This is a genomic window from Vreelandella halophila (assembly GCF_009856365.1).
Taxonomy (GTDB): Bacteria; Pseudomonadota; Gammaproteobacteria; order Pseudomonadales; family Oleiphilaceae; genus Halospina; species Halospina utahensis_B.
This window is the reverse complement of record NZ_WMEX01000004.1, coordinates 379936-399214: the sequence shown is the minus strand read 5'-3', so window position 1 is coordinate 399214 and position 19279 is coordinate 379936. Positions and strand designations below refer to the sequence as shown.

At 62.9% G+C, this 19279-nt stretch carries 20 protein-coding genes; 18 read left to right on the top strand and 2 right to left on the bottom strand.

Annotation, left to right across the window (positions count from 1 at the left end; genetic code table 11):
• Positions 1–2: 2 nt before the first annotated feature.
• From fliP to GLW01_RS09455, 18 genes are all read left to right on the top strand, one after another.
• Entirely contained in the window at positions 3–755 is a 753-nt protein-coding gene (gene fliP / locus GLW01_RS09540) for a flagellar type III secretion system pore protein FliP (protein ID WP_160898893.1), read from the top strand.
• Between the two features lie 12 nt (positions 756–767).
• Complete coding sequence (gene fliQ, locus GLW01_RS09535) at positions 768–1037, top strand: flagellar biosynthesis protein FliQ (protein ID WP_160898892.1); 270 nt, start codon at positions 768–770, stop codon at positions 1035–1037.
• Positions 1038–1041: 4 nt separating this feature from the next.
• Complete coding sequence (gene fliR / locus GLW01_RS09530; RefSeq protein ID WP_160898891.1) at positions 1042–1821, top strand: flagellar biosynthetic protein FliR; 780 nt, start codon at positions 1042–1044, stop codon at positions 1819–1821.
• Positions 1822–1836: 15 nt separating this feature from the next.
• A complete protein-coding gene (gene flhB / locus GLW01_RS09525; protein WP_160898890.1) occupies positions 1837–2976 on the top strand; it encodes a flagellar biosynthesis protein FlhB in 1140 nt (379 codons plus the stop codon).
• Between the two features lie 102 nt (positions 2977–3078).
• Complete coding sequence (gene flhA, locus GLW01_RS09520) at positions 3079–5265, top strand: flagellar biosynthesis protein FlhA (protein ID WP_151439305.1); 2187 nt, start codon at positions 3079–3081, stop codon at positions 5263–5265.
• Positions 5266–5291: 26 nt separating this feature from the next.
• Positions 5292–6581, top strand: coding sequence for a flagellar biosynthesis protein FlhF (gene flhF, locus GLW01_RS09515; RefSeq protein ID WP_151439306.1), 1290 nt, complete (start codon positions 5292–5294; stop codon positions 6579–6581).
• A gap of 59 nt (positions 6582–6640) precedes the next feature.
• A complete protein-coding gene (locus GLW01_RS09510; protein ID WP_151439307.1) occupies positions 6641–7447 on the top strand; it encodes a MinD/ParA family protein in 807 nt (268 codons plus the stop codon).
• A 46-nt stretch (positions 7448–7493) separates the two neighbouring features.
• Positions 7494–8225 (top strand): RNA polymerase sigma factor FliA, encoded by a 732-nt coding sequence (locus GLW01_RS09505; RefSeq protein WP_160898889.1) that lies wholly within the window; start codon positions 7494–7496, stop codon positions 8223–8225.
• A 111-nt stretch (positions 8226–8336) separates the two neighbouring features.
• Positions 8337–8708, top strand: coding sequence for a chemotaxis response regulator CheY (gene cheY, locus GLW01_RS09500; RefSeq protein ID WP_425356591.1), 372 nt, complete (start codon positions 8337–8339; stop codon positions 8706–8708).
• Positions 8709–8724: 16 nt separating this feature from the next.
• Positions 8725–9510 (top strand): protein phosphatase CheZ, encoded by a 786-nt coding sequence (locus GLW01_RS09495; RefSeq protein WP_160898888.1) that lies wholly within the window; start codon positions 8725–8727, stop codon positions 9508–9510.
• Between the two features lie 11 nt (positions 9511–9521).
• On the top strand, positions 9522–11777 hold the full coding sequence (locus GLW01_RS09490; protein ID WP_160898887.1) for a chemotaxis protein CheA: 2256 nt from the start codon (positions 9522–9524) through the stop codon (positions 11775–11777).
• A gap of 62 nt (positions 11778–11839) precedes the next feature.
• Positions 11840–13018, top strand: a complete 1179-nt coding sequence (locus tag GLW01_RS09485; protein ID WP_151439311.1) for a protein-glutamate methylesterase/protein-glutamine glutaminase — start codon at positions 11840–11842, stop codon at positions 13016–13018.
• The gene (locus tag GLW01_RS09480) at positions 13018–13761 is read left to right on the top strand and encodes a flagellar motor protein (RefSeq protein ID WP_077531619.1); all 744 of its coding nucleotides are present in this window, start codon (positions 13018–13020) and stop codon (positions 13759–13761) included. Before GLW01_RS09485 ends, GLW01_RS09480 begins: the two co-directional genes overlap by 1 nt.
• A 10-nt stretch (positions 13762–13771) precedes the next feature.
• On the top strand, positions 13772–14500 hold the full coding sequence (locus GLW01_RS09475; protein ID WP_151439312.1) for an OmpA family protein: 729 nt from the start codon (positions 13772–13774) through the stop codon (positions 14498–14500).
• Positions 14501–14652: 152 nt separating this feature from the next.
• Positions 14653–15462: a ParA family protein gene (locus tag GLW01_RS09470; RefSeq protein ID WP_151439313.1), complete on the top strand. Its 810-nt coding sequence runs from the start codon at positions 14653–14655 to the stop codon at positions 15460–15462.
• Between the two features lie 21 nt (positions 15463–15483).
• Positions 15484–16437 (top strand): chemotaxis protein CheW, encoded by a 954-nt coding sequence (locus GLW01_RS09465; RefSeq protein WP_160898886.1) that lies wholly within the window; start codon positions 15484–15486, stop codon positions 16435–16437.
• Positions 16438–16530: 93 nt separating this feature from the next.
• Positions 16531–17025, top strand: a complete 495-nt coding sequence (locus GLW01_RS09460; protein WP_151439315.1) for a chemotaxis protein CheW — start codon at positions 16531–16533, stop codon at positions 17023–17025.
• A gap of 23 nt (positions 17026–17048) precedes the next feature.
• Positions 17049–17471, top strand: a complete 423-nt coding sequence (locus GLW01_RS09455; RefSeq protein ID WP_160898885.1) for a DUF2802 domain-containing protein — start codon at positions 17049–17051, stop codon at positions 17469–17471.
• On the opposite strand, the gene GLW01_RS09450 is transcribed toward GLW01_RS09455, so the two are convergent.
• The gene (locus tag GLW01_RS09450) at positions 17468–17764 is read right to left on the bottom strand and encodes an EscU/YscU/HrcU family type III secretion system export apparatus switch protein (protein WP_160898884.1); all 297 of its coding nucleotides are present in this window, start codon (positions 17762–17764) and stop codon (positions 17468–17470) included. The two genes, GLW01_RS09455 and GLW01_RS09450, sit on opposite strands and share 4 nt — an antisense overlap.
• Positions 17757–19214 carry a flagellar hook-length control protein FliK gene (locus GLW01_RS15805; RefSeq protein WP_160898883.1) on the bottom strand — a complete coding sequence of 486 codons (1458 nt, stop codon included), beginning with the start codon at positions 19212–19214 and terminating at the stop codon, positions 17757–17759. Before GLW01_RS15805 ends, GLW01_RS09450 begins: the two co-directional genes overlap by 8 nt.
• Positions 19215–19279 lie beyond the last annotated feature (65 nt).

Below are 19279 nucleotides of genomic sequence, written 5' to 3'. Positions count from 1 at the left end.
CCATGACATCGAGGTACGCCTGGATAACGGGGGCACTGCTGCTGTTCGCCCCCTTACTGGCTCAGGCCGCGCCTGAGGGCATCCCGGCGCTCTCGCTCACCACCACCGAGGACGGCGAACAGCAGTACTCCGTAACCCTGCAGATTGTGGCGCTGATGACGGCGCTGAGCTTTCTGCCGGCGGCACTGATGATGATGACGTCCTTCACCCGCATCATTGTCACCTTCGCCATCCTGCGCCAGGCCATCGGGCTCCAGCAGACCCCCTCCAACCAGATCCTGATCGGGCTCGCGCTCTTTCTCTCGATCTTCATCATGTCGCCGGTGTTCGAGCGCGCCAATCAGGAGGCGCTGCAGCCCTATCTCAGTGGGGACATGGCCGCGATGGAGGCGGTTGAGAGTGCCAGCCAGCCCTTCCGGGAGTTCATGATCGGTCAGACCCGTAAGACGGACCTGAATATGTTCGTCCGGATCGCGGGCGAAGAGGACAGTTATGAGGGGCCCGAGGACGTGTCCTTCTGGATTCTGATGCCGGCGTTTGTCACCAGTGAGCTCAAGACCGCATTCCAGATCGGGTTCATGCTGTTCATCCCCTTCCTGATCATCGACATGGTGGTGGCGAGCGTGCTCATGGCCATGGGCATGATGATGCTCTCACCGATCATCATCTCGCTGCCGTTCAAGATCATGCTGTTCGTGCTGGTGGATGGGTGGGTCATGGTGATGGGCACGCTGGCGGCCAGTTACGGGCTATAGAGGGGAGGCGTTATGACACCGGAAATGGTGATAGAGCTGATGCGGGATGCCCTCTGGCTGATTGTGACGATGGCGTTGGCCATCATTGGCCCGGGGCTGATGGTGGGGCTGGTGGTCTCCACTTTCCAGGCCGCGACCCAGATCAACGAGCAGACACTGAGTTTCCTGCCACGTCTGATCGTGACCCTGCTGGTGCTGATCGTTTGGGGGCCCTGGCTGCTGACCCTGCTGCTGGATCACACCAATGAACTGATCAACAACATTCCGAACATGATCGGGTAGGGCCATGCCGATTGAACTGGGACCGGATGCAATCGGGCAGTGGCTGGGGCAGTTCCTCTGGCCGCTGTTCCGCATTGGAAGTTTCCTGATGGTGATCCCCATCTTCGGGACCCAGCTGGTCACTGCCCGCATCCGCATAGGGCTGGCGCTGGTGATGACGGTGCTGGTGATGCCCATGCTGGGGGATGTGCCGGTGCTGGATTCGATTTCGCCGGAAATGGCGGTGATCTCGATCCAGCAGGTGCTGATCGGCAGCGCCATGGGGTTTGCGGTCTACATGCTGTTCCAGCTGTTCGTGGTGGCGGGCCAGATGATCGCGATGCAGATGGGGCTCGGCTTTGCGTCCATGGTGGATCCTGCCAATGGGGTGAACGTGCCGGTGCTTTCCCAGTTCTACCTCAACGGCATCACGCTGCTGTTCCTGGCGATGAACGGGCACCTGGTGCTGTTCGATGTGCTGGTCGAGAGCTTCAACACCATACCCATCGCAACAGACGGCCTGGCCATCGAGTCCTTCCGCCAGCTTGCCCACCGCATGACCTGGCTGTTCGCCAGCGCCATGCTGTTGGCACTGCCGGCCATGGCGGCGGTCCTGATCGTGTACATCTCCTTCGGCGTGATGACACGCGCGGCGCCCCAGATGAATATCTTCGCCATCGGCTTTCCGGTCGCGCTGCTGTTCGGGCTCTTCGCCAACTGGGTTCTGATGCGCGATCTGGCGCCACACTTCCAGGAATTCAGCCGCGAGACATTCATCTTCCTGCGTGAGATGCAGCGAACCTGATCAGGAGGTGCTTCCATGGCGGAAGGTGGTGGTGATGACAGCCAGGAAAAAACGGAAGACCCGACCCCGAGGCGGCTCGATAAGGCCCGCGAAGAAGGGCAGGTCCCCCAGTCCAAGGATCTGGGTACCGCGCTGGTCCTGATGGCAGGAGCTACGGGGCTGCTGCTGTTTGGCGGTTCCATCGGGGGGGAACTCAAGCAGATGCTCGAGTTCAATTTCGCGCTGGAGCGGGGTCAGATTTTTGACACCTCCCAGATGCTCCAGCACCTGGGCCAGTCTGCCACCACGGCTGCGGTCGCGCTAACGCCGCTGCTCATCGCCCTGGCCGTGGCTGCCTTCCTGGGTCCGATCATGCTCAGCGGGTTCCTGCTCTCCGGCAAGGCAGTGGCGCCGCAGCTCAGCCGGATGAGCCCGATCAAGGGGTTGGGGCGGATGTTCGGCATTCGCTCGCTGGTGGAGCTGGGGAAAAGCGTGGCCAAGGTATCCCTGGTGTGCCTCATTGCCATGGCGATCCTCGATATCCGCACGGAAGACCTGCTTGCAATATCGAGTGAATCCCCCAACCGTGCCACCGAGCATACGCTCTGGACACTGGCCTGGAGCTTCTTCCTGCTGTCCTGTTCCACCATCATCATCGCCGTGATCGATGTGCCCTTCCAGATCCACGATCACCAGAAGAAGATGCGGATGTCCAAGCAGGAGGTAAAGGACGAGTTCAAGGAGACCGAGGGCAAGCCCGAGGTCAAGCAGAAGGTCCGTCAGCTGCAGCAGGAGATGACCCAGCGGCGCATGATGGAGGATGTGCCCAGCGCGGACGTGGTGATCACCAACCCGGAACACTACGCCGTGGCGCTGAAGTACGACGGCAAGAGCATGGCAGCGCCGGTGGTCGTGGCCAAGGGGGCGGACGAGATCGCTACCAAGATCATGGAGATCGCGCGGGAGCATCGGGTGGATGTGCTGCGCACGCCGCCGCTGGCACGGGCCGTCTACCACAACGCGGAGATTGGGGAGAACATTCCCGAAGGCCTCTACATGGCCGTGGCCCAGGTTCTGGCCTACCTCTTCCAGCTCCGGCAGTACCGCCGCAATGGGGGTAAGAAACCGGTCATGCCGGCGTTGCCGATTCCTGATGACCTCAAACGCGATGAATGACGGATCTGGTATGGCGCTTGCACTAACCATCCTGTAACCCGGTTTGGCGCCAGAAAAACGGCGCTCTGATCACTTATCAGCGCTTGGAGGTACCGGACGGTCATGGATCGGGCGGGGGCAATCGACCAACTCAGAGGCCTGAAGGGCATTCTGGACGGGAATGTCGCGATCCCGTTCATGCTCATGGTGCTTCTGGGCATGATGACCCTGCCCATTCCGGTCTTCCTGCTGGACGTGGCCTTCACTTTCAATATCGCCCTGTCGCTGGTGATCATCCTGGTGGCGATCTACGCCATGCGGCCCATGGATTTCGCGGCATTCCCAACGGTGCTGCTGGTGGCCACACTGCTGCGGCTGGCGCTGAACGTGGCGTCCACCCGGATCGTGCTGCTGCACGGGCACGAAGGCGGTGCCGCCGCGGGCAAGGTGATCGAGTCCTTCGGTGAAGTGCTGATCGGCGGCAACTACGCCGTGGGCCTGGTGGTGTTCGCCATCCTGATGATCATCAACTTCATCGTGGTGACCAAGGGCGCGGGCCGGGTCTCCGAGGTCAGTGCCCGGTTCACACTGGATGCCATGCCCGGCAAACAGATGGCCATCGACGCCGACCTCAACGCCGGCCTGATCAGCCAGGACGAAGCTCGGGACCGCCGGGCCGAGGTGGCCGGTGAGGCGGATTTCTACGGTTCCATGGATGGCGCTTCCAAGTTTGTGCGTGGCGACGCCATTGCTGGCCTTCTGATCCTTTTCATCAACATTGTCGGTGGCGTCAGCATCGGCATGTTCCAGCACGGGCTGGCTTTCGGTCAGGCGGTTGAGAACTACGCGCTGCTGACCATCGGTGACGGCCTGGTCGCCCAGATCCCCTCGCTGCTGCTCTCCGCCGCTGCCGCCATCATCGTGACGCGGGTGGGCAAGTCCCAGGAGATGAGCTCCCAGGTCGTCGAGCAGATGTTCTCCTCCCCGAACGCCATCGGCATTGCCGGCGGCATCCTGATCGGACTTAGTCTGATCCCGGGCATGCCCACGGTGGCGTTCATGGGCCTGGGGGGCATGGCGGTGGCTGTCGCCTGGTTCATCTGGAAGCGCGGCCAGCAGGTCGTTGAGGAAGGTGCCGGCAGCGCGCCGGTGGCCCGCCAGGCCGCCGGTGGTGAGGGTGGCGGCGCCCAGCAGCGGACCATCACTGAGGACCAGCAGCAGGCATTGCCCGGTGGCGGCACCGGGGAAACCAAGGAGCTGGCCTGGGAAGATGTGGTCAGTGTGGACATTGTCGGCCTTGAGGTCGGGTACCGGCTGATCCCGCTGGTGGACAAGAATCAGGGGGGGCAGCTGCTGGCACGGATCAAGGGTGTGCGCAAGAAGCTTTCCCAGGATCTGGGCTTTCTCATGCCCTCGGTTCACATCCGCGACAACCTGGATCTGATGCCCAACGTCTATCGCATTACCCTGATGGGCGTGACGCTGGCGGAAGCGGAGATCCATCCGGACCGGGAGCTGGCTATTGATCCAGGGCAGGTGTTCGGCAAGGTCGAGGGGATTGCCGGTAAGGATCCGGCATTCGGCCTGGATGCCACCTGGATTGAGCCCGCCCAGCGTGATCAGGCGCAGACGCTTGGCTACACCGTTGTGGACGCCTCCACCGTGGTTGCAACCCACCTGAACCAGGTGCTGCAGGAGCATGCCCACGAGCTGCTGGGCCACGAGGAGGTCCAGAAGTGGCTGGACCAGCTCGAGAAGGCCTCGCCCAAGCTGGCCGAGGAGCTGGTGCCCAACACCGTTTCCATCAGCCTGCTCCTTAAGGTGCTGCAGAACCTGCTGCTGGAGGAGGTGCCGATCCGGGATATGCGCAGTATCGCCGAAGCCATTGTCAATGTTCAGCCACGCAGTCAGGACCCGAGCGTTCTGACCACCGCGGCGCGTAAATCGCTCAAGCGCATGATCGTGCAGAAGCTGGTTGGCAATGAGAGCGAGGTTCCGGTGATCACGCTGGATCCGCAGCTGGAACAGATGTTGCTTAAGTCTGTACAGCAGGGTCAACAATCCGGCACGGCCGATGATATCGGCATGATCCTGGAGCCCAATATGGTCGAGAAGCTCCAGCGCTCACTCTCGGATGCGGCCCAGAAACAGGAGGCGGTTGGCAAACCCGCCATCCTGCTGGTATCGGCCCCCCTGCGACCGGTACTGGCAAGGTTTGTCCGGTATGGGGTGGAACGGCTGCACGTTCTTTCCTATCAGGAAATTCCGGAGAACAAGCAGGTCACGATTGTGTCATCCATTGGCCAATAAACTGACGGCGGCGGAGGTTCCCTGCCATGCAAGTCAAACGCTTTTTTGCTCCCACCATGCCCGAGGCGTTGCGGATGGTCCGCAGTGAAATGGGTGATGATGCGGTGATCCTCTCTAGCAAGCGGGTGGAAGACGGCGTCGAAATCGTGACGGCACTGGATTACGACGAGGGTGAGGTCCGAAGCCAGCTCGGCGTGGCGGACGAGGACAAGGCCAACGCCGCGCGTCTGGCCGAGCTTCAGGCGGAGAAGCACCGTAATCTGGAGGAGGCCATGGCGAAATCCCGTGCCCACATCAGCGAGGTGCAGCAGCGCTCGCACCACGGCCAGGAGCCGGTGGGGCCAGCGGCCGTTGGCAGTTCCGAGTCTGGGAGGGAGACGGAAAACACCCCATCTCCCGGCGGGGAGGGCGATGCGTTGAGCTCCATGCGGGCCGAGATCCATTCCCTGAGGGATATGCTTCAGCAGATGAACGGCCAGCAGGGCACCGCCACGCCCGGTGAAAAGACCCAGGGCGTGGTCGAGCAGCGTCTGTCGGACCGGCTTCAGGATCTTGGGCTGCCGCGCGATCAGGGCCGTGAGCTGGCTGCTGAACATGGCCAGGGGCGGCTCGACGCCGGGTGGAAGAGCGCGCTCAAGGCTCTGGCGGCCCGAGTGGAAACCGTGCGTGAGAATCCACTGGAACGTGGCGGCATCTACGCCCTGCTTGGCCCCACCGGCTCCGGAAAGACAACCACCATCGGCAAGATGGCGGCGCAGTTCGTGCTGCGTCACGGTGCGGAAAAGCTGGCGTTAGTGACCACGGACCGCTATCGTGTGGCCGCCCATGAGCAGCTGTTCGTGTTCGGGCGCATTCTGAATGTGCCGGTGCGGGTGGTGGACGAGGCCAACAGCCTGGATGCCATTCTGGATGATCTGTCGGACCGCAAGCTGATCCTGATTGATACGGCTGGCCTCACGGCAGCGGATCGTGGCTGGCAGGAGCAGATCGAGGAGCTGGTCAGCAGCCGCCATCCGGTGCGGCCCTATCTGCTGATTTCGGCGACAAGCCAGCCGCGCATTATGCAATCCACGTGGCATTGCTATAATGCCGTTGGGTTGGCGGGCTGCATCCTGACCAAGACGGACGAAGCCCTGACGCTTGGCGAGGTGGTGGGCTTTGCGGCGCAGAGCCGGTTGCCGGTCGCGTTCTACACCAACGGTCAGAAGATTCCCGACGACCTGCACCGCGCGGGCGCCGGGGATCTGGTCAAGCAGGCGGTGCGCCGTCACCAGGCACTCAATCGCGGTGAAAGCGCCATGGCCGAGGGCGCCTGACATGGGATCGGGCGTCTCCTCACAATGCAACAGCAACAGGACGGGAGAGCCCATTCCGCATGAGTAAACCGGTACAGGTGATCGCGGTCACCGGGGGCAAGGGCGGTGTCGGCAAGAGCAACGTCTCGGTCAACCTGGGTATAGCCCTCAGTGAGATGGGCCAGCGCGTTGTGGTTCTTGATGCCGACCTCGGGCTGGCGAACATCGATGTGCTGCTGGGGATCAGTGCCACCTACAATATTTCCGATGTGCTCGCCGGGGAATGCAGCCTTACGGACATCCTAGTGGACGGCCCCGGGGGTATCCGCATCGTGCCCGCCTCCTCCGGCACCCAGCGCATGACCAATCTCAGCCATATGGAGCATGCCGGTCTCATTTCCGCCTTCAGTGAACTCGGCGATGACATCGACGTACTCATAGTAGACACGGCGGCTGGGATCTCGGAGTCCGTGGTCAGTTTTCTGAGGGCTTCCCAGGAACTGATGCTGGTGGTGAATGATGAGCCCACTTCCATCACCGATACCTATGCCCTGATCAAGCTGATGAATCGGGACTATGGCACCCACAGGTTCCGGGTACTGGCGAACATGGTGCGCACGGAGCAGGATGGCAAGGCTCTTTACGACAAGCTCTACCGGGTCACTGAGCGGTTTCTGGACGTTGCCCTGCAGTATGTGGGCAGCATTCCCCTGGATGAACAGGTGAAGAAGGCCGTTCGCCGGCAGAAGACGGTCATGGAGCTGTACCCGAATGCCAAGGCATCCCAGGCATTCCGGGATCTGGCGAAGAAGGTGGACCAGTGGCCGCTGCCATCATCGCCAAGGGGGCATCTTGAATTTTTTGTTGAACGGCTTGTGCAGGACTGACAGGGCGTTCCATCCTTGAGCAGGGGCTTACGGGAGTGGCCAAACCATGACGCAGTCCGGGCCGCTGGATCTCTATACACAGACGCGCCGGGCGGATGTGGATGAGCTTGTCGAGACCCACATGCCGCTGGTCAAGAAGATCGCGTTGCACCTGATGGCGCGCCTGCCGGACCATATCCAGCTTGAGGATCTGATGCAGGCCGGCATGATCGGGCTTCTGGAGGCGGCACGCCGGTATGAGTCCGGCCAGGGTGCGACCTTCGAGACCTATGCGGGCATCCGGATCCGCGGCGCCATTGTGGATGAGATCCGACGTGGGGACTGGGTGCCCCGCTCAGTCCACCGCAATGCCCGCCGTATTTCCGAGGCCATCCAGACGGTTGAGGGCCGGGAAGGACGTGATGCAAAGGACGCTGAGATCGCCGATGAGCTGGGCGTGTCTCTGGATGACTACCACAGCCGTGCCAGTGATGCGACCACCGGCCGCCTGTTCAGCCTGGATGAGCTGACGGAGAAAAACGAACACATCAATGATCAGGCCCCGCAGGAAGGACCCGAGGGCGAGCTTCAGGATGCGGATTTCCGACGTGCGCTGGCCGGTGAGATTGATCAATTGCCGGAACGGGAGCGGCTGGTACTGTCGCTCTACTATCAGGATGAGCTCAACCTGAAGGAAATCGGTGCCGTGCTGGAGGTCAGCGAGTCACGGGTAAGCCAGATCCACGGTCAGGCTGCGGCGCGGCTGCGGGCCCGCATGCTCGAACGTACCGGGGGCTGACTGGTTAGATCTCGACAAACGTCTAGACTGTGAAAGTGAGTGTTGGTGCACGGGCCGCCCAGGCAGACGTGACAACAACCGGAGTGTTTGGAGGCTGTTTTGGACAAGAACATGAAGATTCTTGTTGTGGATGATTTCTCCACGATGAGACGGATCGTGAGGAACCTGCTGCGCGACCTCGGCTTCAACAACATCGAGGAGGCGGATGACGGTAATACCGCGCTGCCGATGCTGCGCAACGGCAAATTCGACTTCCTGGTGACTGATTGGAACATGCCGGGTATGAGCGGTATGGAACTGCTTCAGGCGGTCCGGGCGGATGAGAACCTCAAGCATCTGCCGATTCTGATGGTGACCGCTGAGGCGAAGCGGGACCAGATCGTGGCCGCCGCCCAGGCGGGGGTGAACGGCTATGTGGTCAAGCCGTTCACGGCCGCGGTGCTCAAGGACAAGATCGAGAAGATATTTGAACGCGTCGAGTGAACCAGGTGCAGATGGCATGAGTGAGCTCAACCGGGAAGACATTACCGAGGAAGTGGCTGAGGAACTCAAAGCGCACGCCGCTGGCCTCAAGGAAGCCCTCGATCAGGGCAATATCAGCGATGCCATGCAGCGCATCGCTGAGCTGGGTGAGGTGCGCGACCGCAGCCTCTACCGTGAGGTTGGGCGCCTGACACGCAGCCTCCATGAAGCCCTGCGCAATTTCGAGATCAAGGCCGAGAACCGTGAGCAGCAGGAAGAACTCTCCAAAATGGCGGATGCGTCGGACCGCCTGGATTACGTGGTTCAGCTGACCAGCCGCTCGGCCAACCGGACCATGGACCTGGTCGAGGACACCATGCCGGTAGCTTCCAACCTGCGCGAGGAGGCCAATGCCATCCGCGAGGACTGGGGAAGGCTGCGTCGCCGCGAGATGAAGCCGTCCGAGTTCCGGGAACTCTACCAGCGGATCGATGCCTTTCTGGATCGCATTGTCTCGGACTCGGATCGTCTGCATGGCAATCTTTCCGAGATTCTTCTGGCGCAGGATTTCCAGGACCTCACCGGCCAGGTGATCCAGCGGGTGACCTCGCTGGTGAAGGAAGTGGAGGATCATCTGGTGAAGCTGATGGTCATGGCCAGTGATGTGGACCGCATTACCGGTGTGGTCCACGATCAGGAGGAGGGCAGTCAGGAAGACGGCGTGAGCAGCAAAGGCGAGGGTCCCCAGATCGACGACTCGCAGCAGGATGTGGTTTCCGGACAGGACGAGGTTGACGACCTGCTGTCCAGTCTCGGCTTTTAAGGAGACGTTGCATGGCGTTGGATGCGGACGAAGAGATCCTCCAGGACTTCCTGGTTGAGTCCGGTGAGATACTGGAACAGCTCTCTGAACAGCTGGTTCAGCTTGAGAACAACCCCGATGATATGGATCTGCTCAATGCCATTTTCCGGGGGTTCCACACCGTCAAGGGCGGTGCGGGTTTCATGCAGCTGGATGCCCTGGTGGACTGCTGTCACAAGGCTGAGAATGTCTTTGACACGCTGCGTAACGGCGGACGCACCGTCGATTCGAACCTGATGGATGTGGTGCTCAAGGCGCTGGACGTGGTCAATACCCAGTTTGACGAGGTCCGCAGCCGCGAGGCGCCCACACCCGCCGACCCACAGCTTCTTGAACAGCTGGCGCGGCTGGCGAAACCGGAAAGCGAGGATACCGGTGGCGCCGGATCCGCCCAGCCGGCCGGGGGGCAGCAGGCAGGACAACAGGCCGAGGGCCAGGAAGGGGATATCACCGACGATGAGTTCGAGCAACTGCTTGATGCCATCAACCCCGGGGACCAGGAGGCTTCTGGCGGTGCGCCTGCGGGTGAGTCCACCGGCTCGGGGGGTGCGGGCTCATCGGACGATGATGACGAGATCAGCGAGGATGAATTCGAGGCCCTGCTGGATCAGCTTCACGGTGAGGGGAAGCACGCCGGTGCGCCGGCGGATCCGGATGCCATCAGCACCGGGGGTAGCGGTGCTGATGGCGGCGGGAACTCAGAGGCCGTAGACGAGACCCAGTCCAGCGGCAGTGACGATGAAATCAGTGAGGATGAGTTCGAATCCCTGCTGGATGAGCTGCACGGTCCCGGCCAGTTCAAGCCGGATGCGGCGGAGACCGCCGGCCAGGGTGGCGCCTCTGGGAGTGAACCCGAAGCGCCCGCCTCGGCGGCTCCTGAGAAGGAGAGTGCCGCCCCTTCACCCGATAAAGGCCAGGCGGCCAGTGCCGGAAGCGCTGGTGCGACGGCTCCGCCGGACGAACCGGCCCGGTCCGCGGGCGGAGGCGCCGGCGGAGGGCAGAAAGGCGGAGACCAGAAGCCCGCTTCCGGTGGTGGGGGCGGTGGCAAGGACCAGGCTGCTGCTGCCGCGGAGTCCACTGTCAGGGTGGATACCCGTCGTCTCGATGACATCATGAACATGGTGGGTGAGCTGGTGCTCATCCGTAACCGGCTCAAACGCCTCAGTGATGAACTGGAAGACGGGCGCGTTCAGAAGACGGTGTCCAATCTGGATGTGGTTACCGGGGACCTGCAGTCTTCCGTGATGCAGACCCGGATGCAGCCGATCAAGAAAGTGTTCGGGCGCTTCCCCCGGGTTGTCCGGGACCTGGCGCGCAGCCTCGAGAAGGAAGTGAACCTCAGCATGAGCGGTGAGGACACTGATCTCGACAAGAACCTTGTCGAAGCCCTTTCCGACCCGCTGGTGCACCTGGTCCGCAACGCCGTGGACCATGGCGTCGAGATGCCGGATGAGCGCGAGCGCAACGGCAAGCCGCGCGTCGGCCGAGTGGCGCTGTCCGCGGAGCAGGAGGGCGATCACATCCAGCTGGTGATCGAGGATGATGGCGGTGGCATGGACCCCGAGGCGCTGCGCCGCAAGGCGGTCGAGAAGGGCGTGTACGAGCAGGAAGCGGCTGACCGCCTGACGGAGAACGAATGCTACCAGCTGATCTTCGCCCCGGGTTTTTCCACCAAGGCCGAGATTTCAGACGTCTCCGGGCGTGGGGTGGGCATGGATGTGGTCAAGACCAAGATCAACCAGCTCAACGGTTCCATTGATATCGACTCGGAGCTGGGCCGGGGCTCGCGCATCGTGATCAAGGTGCCCCTGACCCTGGCGATCATGCCGACGCTGATGGTGAAACTCGAGGATCAGCCGTTCGCGCTGCCCCTTGTGAACGTGGTGGAGATCTTCCATCTGGACCTGAGCAAGAAGAACATCGTGGACGGGCGTGAGTGCATCGTGGTCAGGGATCACGTGTACCCGCTGTTCTACATCAAGAAATGGCTGGTCGAGGGTGCCTCCGTGGAGACCGACGATACCGATGCCCATGTGGTGGTGGTTGCGGTCGGTACCAAGCGCGTGGGCTTTGTGGTGGATCAGCTCATCGGTCAGGAGGAAGTGGTCATCAAGCCGCTGGGCAAGATGCTCCAGGGAACGGCGGGTATGGCCGGGGCCACCATCACCGGGGACGGCACTATAGCGCTGATTCTTGACGTGCCCAGCCTCCTGCAGCATTACGCCTGACAACCGGTCCGCCTCACCGGCGCAGCAGCACCGCGGGCCGGACCCAGTGATTGGAGTCTTGGATGACGGTTTCCGTCCTTGTTGTTGATGATTCCGGGTTTTTCCGAAAACGCCTGAGCGAGATTCTCTCCGCCACCGGAGAGCTTCAGGTCGTGGCTACCGCCACCAACGGGCAGGAGGCCCTGAGCCTGGTTGAGAAACACCGCCCGGATGTGATCACCATGGACTACGAGATGCCGGTCATGGACGGCATTACCGCAGTCCGGAAGATCATGGAAAGCCGTCCCACCCCGGTCCTGATGTTCTCCTCGCTGACCTACGAGGGCGCGCGCGTGACTCTGGATGCCCTTGAGGCGGGGGCGGTGGATTTCCTGCCCAAGAACTTCGAGGAGATCGCCCGCTCCTCGAGCCGGCTCCAGGAGATCCTGCGCAAGCGCCTGCTTGAAGTGGCGCGGAGTCATCCCGGCCGTGGTGGAGGCACCGGCGCCGGTGCAGGATCGGCGCCGGCGAGCGGAAGCAGTGATACTGCTTCCCCCGCCGCCCGTGAGCAGGCTCCCCGTCGACCAGCGACGCCGGAACGCCGGCAGCGGTCCGATTCCCGTCAGTCAGCCACCGTGGCGTCTGAACCCGCCGAAAGCAGTAGTGGCAGCCAGCGCCGGACGGCGGCGCGTCATTACGACGTTGTGGCCATCGGCACCTCCACGGGAGGGCCCATCGCCCTGCAGAAAGTGCTGGCGGAGCTGCCCGCCAGCTTTCCGGCCCCCATCATCCTGGTCCAGCACATGCCGGCCAGTTTCACGCTGGCTTTCGCGGACCGGCTGGACAAGCTCTGCCGCATCAAGGTGCGACAGGCTCAGGATGGTGATCCCCTTGAACCCGGCGTCGCACTGCTGGCGCCGGGCGGACAGCAGATGCTGGTTGAGAAGAAGGGGGGAACCGGCCGCATCCGGGTGATACCGGACGATGGCCGCCTCAACTACCGGCCATGCGTGGATGTCACTTTTGGTTCCATCGCGCGTGGCTATCCCGGGAAGACGCTGGCATTGATCCTGACGGGCATGGGCGCGGACGGTAAGGAGGGCTGCCGTCTGATGAAGCAGTCCGGCTCCGTGGTGTGGTCCCAGGATGAGAAAACCTCGGTGATCTACGGGATGCCCATGGCCGTGGCCAAGGCGGGGCTGACCGATGAAGTGCTGCCGCTGGACCGGATTGCGGCCCGGCTGATCGAGGGCGTCACCTGATGGATCCGCTCAGCCTGCTTGGGGTCATACTGGCATTTGCCGCGCTGCTCGGGGGGACCGTCCTCGAGGGTGGCACCCTGGGTTCGCTGATCAACCTGCCCGCCGTGGTGATTGTCATTGGCGGCACCCTTGCGGCCATTACCCTGCAGACACCAAGCGGCGTGCTGCGCCGGGCCACGGTGCTGCTGCGCTGGGTTTTCTCGCCCCCGGACGTCAGTATGGGTGACGGCGTTGAGAAAGTGGTCGGCTGGAGCATGAAATCCCGTAAAGACGGCATTCTTGGCCTTGAGTCGGTGGCTGAGCAGGAAACCGAGCCCTTTGCCCGCAAGGGATTGCAGCTGCTGGTTGACGGTCTGGAGCCGGAAACCATCCGTTCCATGCTTGAAACCGACCTGGAATCCCGGGAGCAGGGCGACCTGGAAGCCGCCCGGGTGTTTGAGTCCATGGGGGGGTATGCGCCCACCATCGGCATCATCGGGGCGGTCATGGGCCTGATCCAGGTCATGACGCACCTCGAGGATCCGGCCCAGGTGGGAACGGGTATCGCCACCGCCTTTGTGGCCACCATCTACGGCATCGCATTGGCGAACCTGCTGTGCTTCCCGGTGGCCAGCAAGCTCCGGAGTCTGGTCCATTACCGCAGCCGCTATCAGGAGATGATGATCGACGGCCTTCTCAGTGTGCTGGAAGGAGAGAACCCGAACACCATTGAACTGCGGCTGCAGGGTTTCATGCACCGCTGAGGAGCCCACCATGAGACGCCGCCGCAGTGACAGCGAAGGACCAAGCAACGACCGCTGGCTGGTGTCCTATGCCGATTTCGTCACGGTGCTTTTCGGGTTCTTTGTTTTTCTCTATGCCATTTCCACCGCCGAGCAGGATCAGGTCCGCAAGCTTTCTGACGCCGTCCAGGGCGTGTTCACGGGAGCGCCGCGGACCATGACCCCCATCCCCATCGGTGAACCGATTACCGCCCCGGTTGAATCGGGCAGCGCTGACCAGGGGTTCTCCGATCCGGGATTGCGAGAGGAGCTGGGCAGTGCGCTGGAAGGGCTGGTGGGAAGCGACCAGATCCGTTTCCGTGAAGGTGCGAAGTGGATGGAAGTGACACTGCCCGGGGATCTGGTATTCCGCAGCGGCGGCGTGTTGCCCGGCCCCGAGGCGCAGACCGCAATTGTGCGTATCGCCGGTGTGCTGGCATCGCAGGATAATGCCATTGTGGTCGAGGGCCATACCGACAACCTGCCGATCCGAACCGGCCGGTTCCCCTCCAACTGGGAACTCTCCGCAGCGCGTGCGGGGGCCGTGGTGCGCCTGCTCGAGGACAGCGGGATCGATGGTGAGCGGCTGGCAGCGCTCGGTTATGGCGACAATCACCCCGTGGCCCGTAATGACACTGAACGCGGGCGGGCGCGTAACCGCCGTGTCACCCTGGTTATTGGCGCGGAGGGGAGCATTCCGGCGGCACCGGGGCAACGCTGAAGCTGGCATGGAATCTGCTTCTACGTCGTCAGCAGTCAAATGGACGGCGACACCCGGTAATGAAGGGGCGGCGTCGGCACGGAGCCGCCGCAGCGGGTTTCCGGCGGCAAGGGTTGGCCGCGGCAGGACCATGAACGTCAGGGGAGTAAAGGGTGCGAATCTGGACAGTGGCGAATCAGAAGGGTGGCGTGGGCAAGACCACCACCGTGGTTGCACTGAGTGGATTGCTTGCCGATGCGGGGCATCGCGTACTGATGGTGGATCTGGATCCCCATGGCTCGGTGACCACCTATTTCGGCCATGACCCGGATGCGATTGAGCATTCGGTGTACGACCTTTTCCAGCACGAGGGAAAGGTGGCGCCCGGGCTGCCAGCGCAACTGATCACCGAGACTGCTCACCCGGGGCTGCACCTGATGCCGGCCTCCAGTGCCCTGGCCACGCTGGAGCGCCGCAGTGTTGGTGTTTCGGGCATGGGGCTGGTGATCTCACGTTCGCTGTCCACGCTCTGGGACGATTACGACTATGTTCTGCTCGACAATTCCCCTTCATTGGGGGTGCTGATGATTAATGCTCTGGCGGCGGCTCAGCACCTGCTGATGCCGGTGCAGACTGAGTTCCTGGCCCTCAAGGGGCTGGACCGGATGCTGCATACGCTGCAGATGGTTATGAAGAGTCAGAAGAACGAACTGGGCTATACCATCATTCCAACCATGTACGACCGGCGGACCCAGGCCTCGGTTCAGAGCCTGAACCAGTTGCGACGGGATTACGGCGACGAGCTCTGGCGGTTCGCCATCCCGGTGGACACACGTTTACGGGACGCCAGCCAGAAAGGCGTGGTGCCGACGGCTGTCTCCCGGGATTCCCAGGGGATACGTGCGTATCGCCGCCTGCTCTCCGATCTGCAGGAGAAGCTGGGTGATGACGGGCGTAGCCCCCAGAGCGCGGAGGCGCGGTAGATCCGCGGAGGAGACCGGACAGTGGCAGGGCGTGGCAGCAACAGACCGGATTCCATCATCGGGGATTACCTTGATGAACTCCTGTCGCCTGGTGATGACAGTCCCTGGGCAGAGGAGGGCGATGGTGGAGCTCCGGAACGTCGGCGGGCCCGTGCGCGCCGGGCCCAGCCCAGCTCCCGGCAGCTGGCCGAGGCGGAGAGACCGGCTCTGAACCAGGCGCTGGTGAGTCCGGTCATCCGGAGCCTTGAGCAGGCCCCCGAAGACCCCCCGGAACCTGAGCCGGAACCGGAACCAGAACCGGACGTTGAAGCACTGTCCGAACCTGATACGCTTGCTGAGCCAGAGCCAGAGCCAGAGCCAGAGCCAGAGCCAGAGCCAGAGCCAGAGCCAGAGCCAGAGCCAGAGCCAGAGCCAGAGCCAGAGCCAGAGCGGCAACAGGTTATTTCCGAGGTGGTGGACGCCCCCTCAGAACCGGTTGCGGAGACGGGAACCTGGCGTAATGGTCGCCCGCCCTGGGCCCAGGAGGGGTTTGAGTGCCTCATTTTCCGGGTGGCGGGGCTTCAGCTGGCGGTGCCGCTGGTGCTGCTGGGGCAGGTGCACCGTCTTGAGCGGGAACTCACCCCGTTGTTCGGTCGGCCGGACTGGTTCATGGGCTTGCTGCGCGTGGGCGGGCATACCATCAGGGTTGCCGATACAGCACGCTGGGTCATGCCGGAACGCTACCGGGATGAGTTCCGTGACGGCTACCGCTTCGTGATCCAGCTCGGGGACAGCGCCTGGGGGCTGGCGTGCGACAACGTGGCCCAGTCCTTCCACGTCCAGCCGGACGAGGTGAAGTGGCGCAGTGAGGGTGGCCGGAGGCAGTGGTTGGCAGGCACCATAAAAAAGGAAATGTGCGCCCTGCTGGATGTGTCCCGGATGGCTGCACTTCTGCAGAAAGCGGAAACCGAGCGCAATCCGGATCTTGACCGCTGAGAATAGCGGGGAGTGGCACAGTTTGTGCTCTGTTCTATAGTGCAGGGTGCGCAGTGATGAAATATTGACAGTTGCCCGGACAGAGAGGCGGATATGGCGACCCAGAGCATTCAGAACGCGGCCCAGCAGAGCAGTGATGACCCGGTGCTGCAGTATGTGACCTTCCGGCTGGCGGATGAGACCTATGGCCTCAACGTCATGCAGATCCAGGAAGTGCTGCGGTACACAGAAATCGCGCCGGTGCCCGGGGCGCCGGATTACGTACTTGGCATCATCAACCTGCGCGGCAATGTCGTGACGGTGATCGACACCCGGCGGCGTTTCGGGCTGCCGGATGGTGAAGTCACGGATTCCACGCGCATTGTGGTGCTTGAGGCAGAGGAGCAGGTAATCGGCATCCTGGTGGACGCTGTGGCCGAGGTCATCTACATCCGCCAGAGCGAGATTGAGAGCGCACCCAATGTGGGTAACGAGGAAAGTGCCCGCTTCATTCACGGTGTCTGTAACCGTGAGGGTGAGCTGGTGATTCTGGTGGCATTCGAGAAAATGCTGACCGACGAGGAGTGGGCCGAGATCGAGGCGCTCTAGGTGGTCAGCGAAAGGAGGCTGGCATGGACATGATCGACACACTTCTTCCCTGGGCTGTTACGGCTCTGGCCATTGCACTGGTGGCGGCGCAGGGCGTCGCCAACCGGGTCCGGATGAATCGTATGGAGGCCCACTGGCGCCAGCGCTGTGATGACCTGGGCCGGGAGCTGCACGCGGTCAGCAGTGGCAGCATGGGGGTAGGGCGTCGCCTTGTGGCCTGTGAACAGTCCCTTCACCGCCTCAGTGGTGCCCTAGAGGAAATGCGGCTGAACGACCCCCTCCGGGTGCCCTATGACGAAGCTTCCAAACTGGTGGAGCTGGGTGCCGGTACCGAGGATCTGATGAACTCCTGCGGTATCTCCCGCCCAGAGGCGGAGCTGGTGTCGGCTTTGCGCAAGGGCCAGACCCGGAGCCAAGAGCATGCCGGGACCGACGAGATCGTCTAGCCTTTCCGTCTCCCATCCTGGAAATCTTCCGGGGTGAATCCCTGGAGATAGAAGCTGTAGGCCAGGATCTCGGCAATGACCCGATAGAGTGTTTCGGGAATCGCCTCGCCGAGATCCAGCCGGCTGAGCAGGGCCGCCAGGTCCGGATCCTCATAGAGCGGCACCCCATTCTCCTGTGCAACGCGAATCATCTCCCGGGCCAGTTCGTCCTGGCCGGTGCCCGAGACAGTGGGGGCGTTCGCGCCGTCATAGGTCAGGGCGATGGCCGCCTCGTGATCGCGGTTGTCAGGCATGTTCGTCCACCAGTTGCTGGGTGAGCCGGGTGATCCGGGCCGGAGGCTGTCCCTCCATGCATTCCACCGGTACCACGTCCAGATCCAGTTTCGAAAGCGCCGTTTCCAGTCGTTCCCGGGTGTTTTCAATCAGCTCGGCGGTCGCCGGTTTCTCGGCCCAGACCTGGGTTCTGAGCTGGCGTCCACGGAGGTTGATTTCAAAGTAAAGCGGACCCGTGGTATCGAAGGACAGGGCCAGCGTCAGCTGCCATTCCCGCTCAAGGGATCGGCTGTCACTGGCATCCTCCGGGTCCGCATCCCGAGGGCCGTACTCCTCCAGACGCCCCTGGAGAATCCGCACCTCCTGGTTGCCTGATACCCAGGGCAGCTCCAGGATCCAGGTCTGGTTGGGGGCATTGGCATCGGCTCCAGCGCTGGCGGCCTGTGAATGGAGCTGATTCACGGTCAGCCGATTGATCATGCCCGCCAGGAGCCGGAGCATTTCCCCGGCCCCCATGGAGCTGCTGTTGCCGCCGGGGGCCGCGCCGCTGCTGGAGCCGGTCGCTGGCGATGTGGGGAAGCGCAGGGCGCCGGTGTCGTCCATTGAGGAGGTGGTCATGGGGCCAAGCTGGCCGATGAGGCGGTGAAGGCTGGCGCCGCTCTGATCGGACGAGGTGCCGGTCACCCGGGGCAGCAGCTGGGCGGCCAGCTGGATCAGCTGGCTTTTGAGGTCGGCACGGGGTTGGGCAGCGCTTTCCGTGGCGCCTGATGGGGGCTGGTGGAGCATGCTGGACTCCCGGAAGAGCCCGCTCTGGCTTATCCATTCACGGACCTGGGCGCCGCTCATGCTGTCCAGGGCTGGCAGTCCGGTAGGGCCACTGGCGCTGTTGGTGGTGACCGTTGCGGAACCAGTTGCTATCCCCACCCCGGGCGTTGCCGCAGACTGGGGGGGCGCTCCGTTTGAGCCCATGGCTCCCTGCACCGATCGCGGTGCCGTGGGCATGAGCTGGGTAAGCTGGGCCAGACCCTGACGGATCTGCTGGGGCAGCGCCGGGTCATTGGTCTGGGCGGCGAGGCGGCTGAGGCCCTGCCCCAGGTCATGCTGAAAGGGAATCCGGTTGGCCAGTGACTGGCTCAGGGTGCTGCGTGAAGGCTGCTGAAGGCTCTCTAAAAGGCGCAGTTCATTGCCCGCCCGCATGACCTTCACCATGGTGCCCGTATCCAGCGGCTGGTCGCTGCGCACGGGCAGCTTCTGGCCTCCTACCTCCAGCAGCAGGCGGGTCCCAGGGGCCGCCCGGGTGCCGTCACCGGCCGCGCGGCTGCCACCCTCGGCCTGCAGCATCCGGGCAAGTCGGGGCTCGCCCTCACGCAGCCCCGCGCGCTCAAGCTGTGTCGCCAGACGGGCGGGGTCGGCTCCGGTGGGCTGGCTGCTGCCGGTTCGAGTCAGCAGCGAAAGAACAGGCACTTTCACGACGGTATTCCCCGTGGCCGTTGATGGCGGCAAAAGCCGGTCGTTTTCTATATAATAGGCGCCCG

Coding starts and splice junctions, on each gene's coding strand:
- fliP (WP_160898893.1), top strand. CDS start 3: ATGACATCGAGGTACGCCTGGATAACGGGGGCACTGCTGCTGTTCGCC.
- fliQ (WP_160898892.1), top strand. CDS start 768: ATGACACCGGAAATGGTGATAGAGCTGATGCGGGATGCCCTCTGGCTG.
- fliR (WP_160898891.1), top strand. CDS start 1,042: ATGCCGATTGAACTGGGACCGGATGCAATCGGGCAGTGGCTGGGGCAG.
- flhB (WP_160898890.1), top strand. CDS start 1,837: ATGGCGGAAGGTGGTGGTGATGACAGCCAGGAAAAAACGGAAGACCCG.
- flhA (WP_151439305.1), top strand. CDS start 3,079: ATGGATCGGGCGGGGGCAATCGACCAACTCAGAGGCCTGAAGGGCATT.
- flhF (WP_151439306.1), top strand. CDS start 5,292: ATGCAAGTCAAACGCTTTTTTGCTCCCACCATGCCCGAGGCGTTGCGG.
- GLW01_RS09510 (WP_151439307.1), top strand. CDS start 6,641: ATGAGTAAACCGGTACAGGTGATCGCGGTCACCGGGGGCAAGGGCGGT.
- GLW01_RS09505 (WP_160898889.1), top strand. CDS start 7,494: ATGACGCAGTCCGGGCCGCTGGATCTCTATACACAGACGCGCCGGGCG.
- cheY (WP_425356591.1), top strand. CDS start 8,337: ATGAAGATTCTTGTTGTGGATGATTTCTCCACGATGAGACGGATCGTG.
- GLW01_RS09495 (WP_160898888.1), top strand. CDS start 8,725: ATGAGTGAGCTCAACCGGGAAGACATTACCGAGGAAGTGGCTGAGGAA.
- GLW01_RS09490 (WP_160898887.1), top strand. CDS start 9,522: ATGGCGTTGGATGCGGACGAAGAGATCCTCCAGGACTTCCTGGTTGAG.
- GLW01_RS09485 (WP_151439311.1), top strand. CDS start 11,840: ATGACGGTTTCCGTCCTTGTTGTTGATGATTCCGGGTTTTTCCGAAAA.
- GLW01_RS09480 (WP_077531619.1), top strand. CDS start 13,018: ATGGATCCGCTCAGCCTGCTTGGGGTCATACTGGCATTTGCCGCGCTG.
- GLW01_RS09475 (WP_151439312.1), top strand. CDS start 13,772: ATGAGACGCCGCCGCAGTGACAGCGAAGGACCAAGCAACGACCGCTGG.
- GLW01_RS09460 (WP_151439315.1), top strand. CDS start 16,531: ATGGCGACCCAGAGCATTCAGAACGCGGCCCAGCAGAGCAGTGATGAC.
- GLW01_RS09455 (WP_160898885.1), top strand. CDS start 17,049: ATGGACATGATCGACACACTTCTTCCCTGGGCTGTTACGGCTCTGGCC.
- GLW01_RS09450 (WP_160898884.1), bottom strand. CDS start 17,764: ATGCCTGACAACCGCGATCACGAGGCGGCCATCGCCCTGACCTATGAC.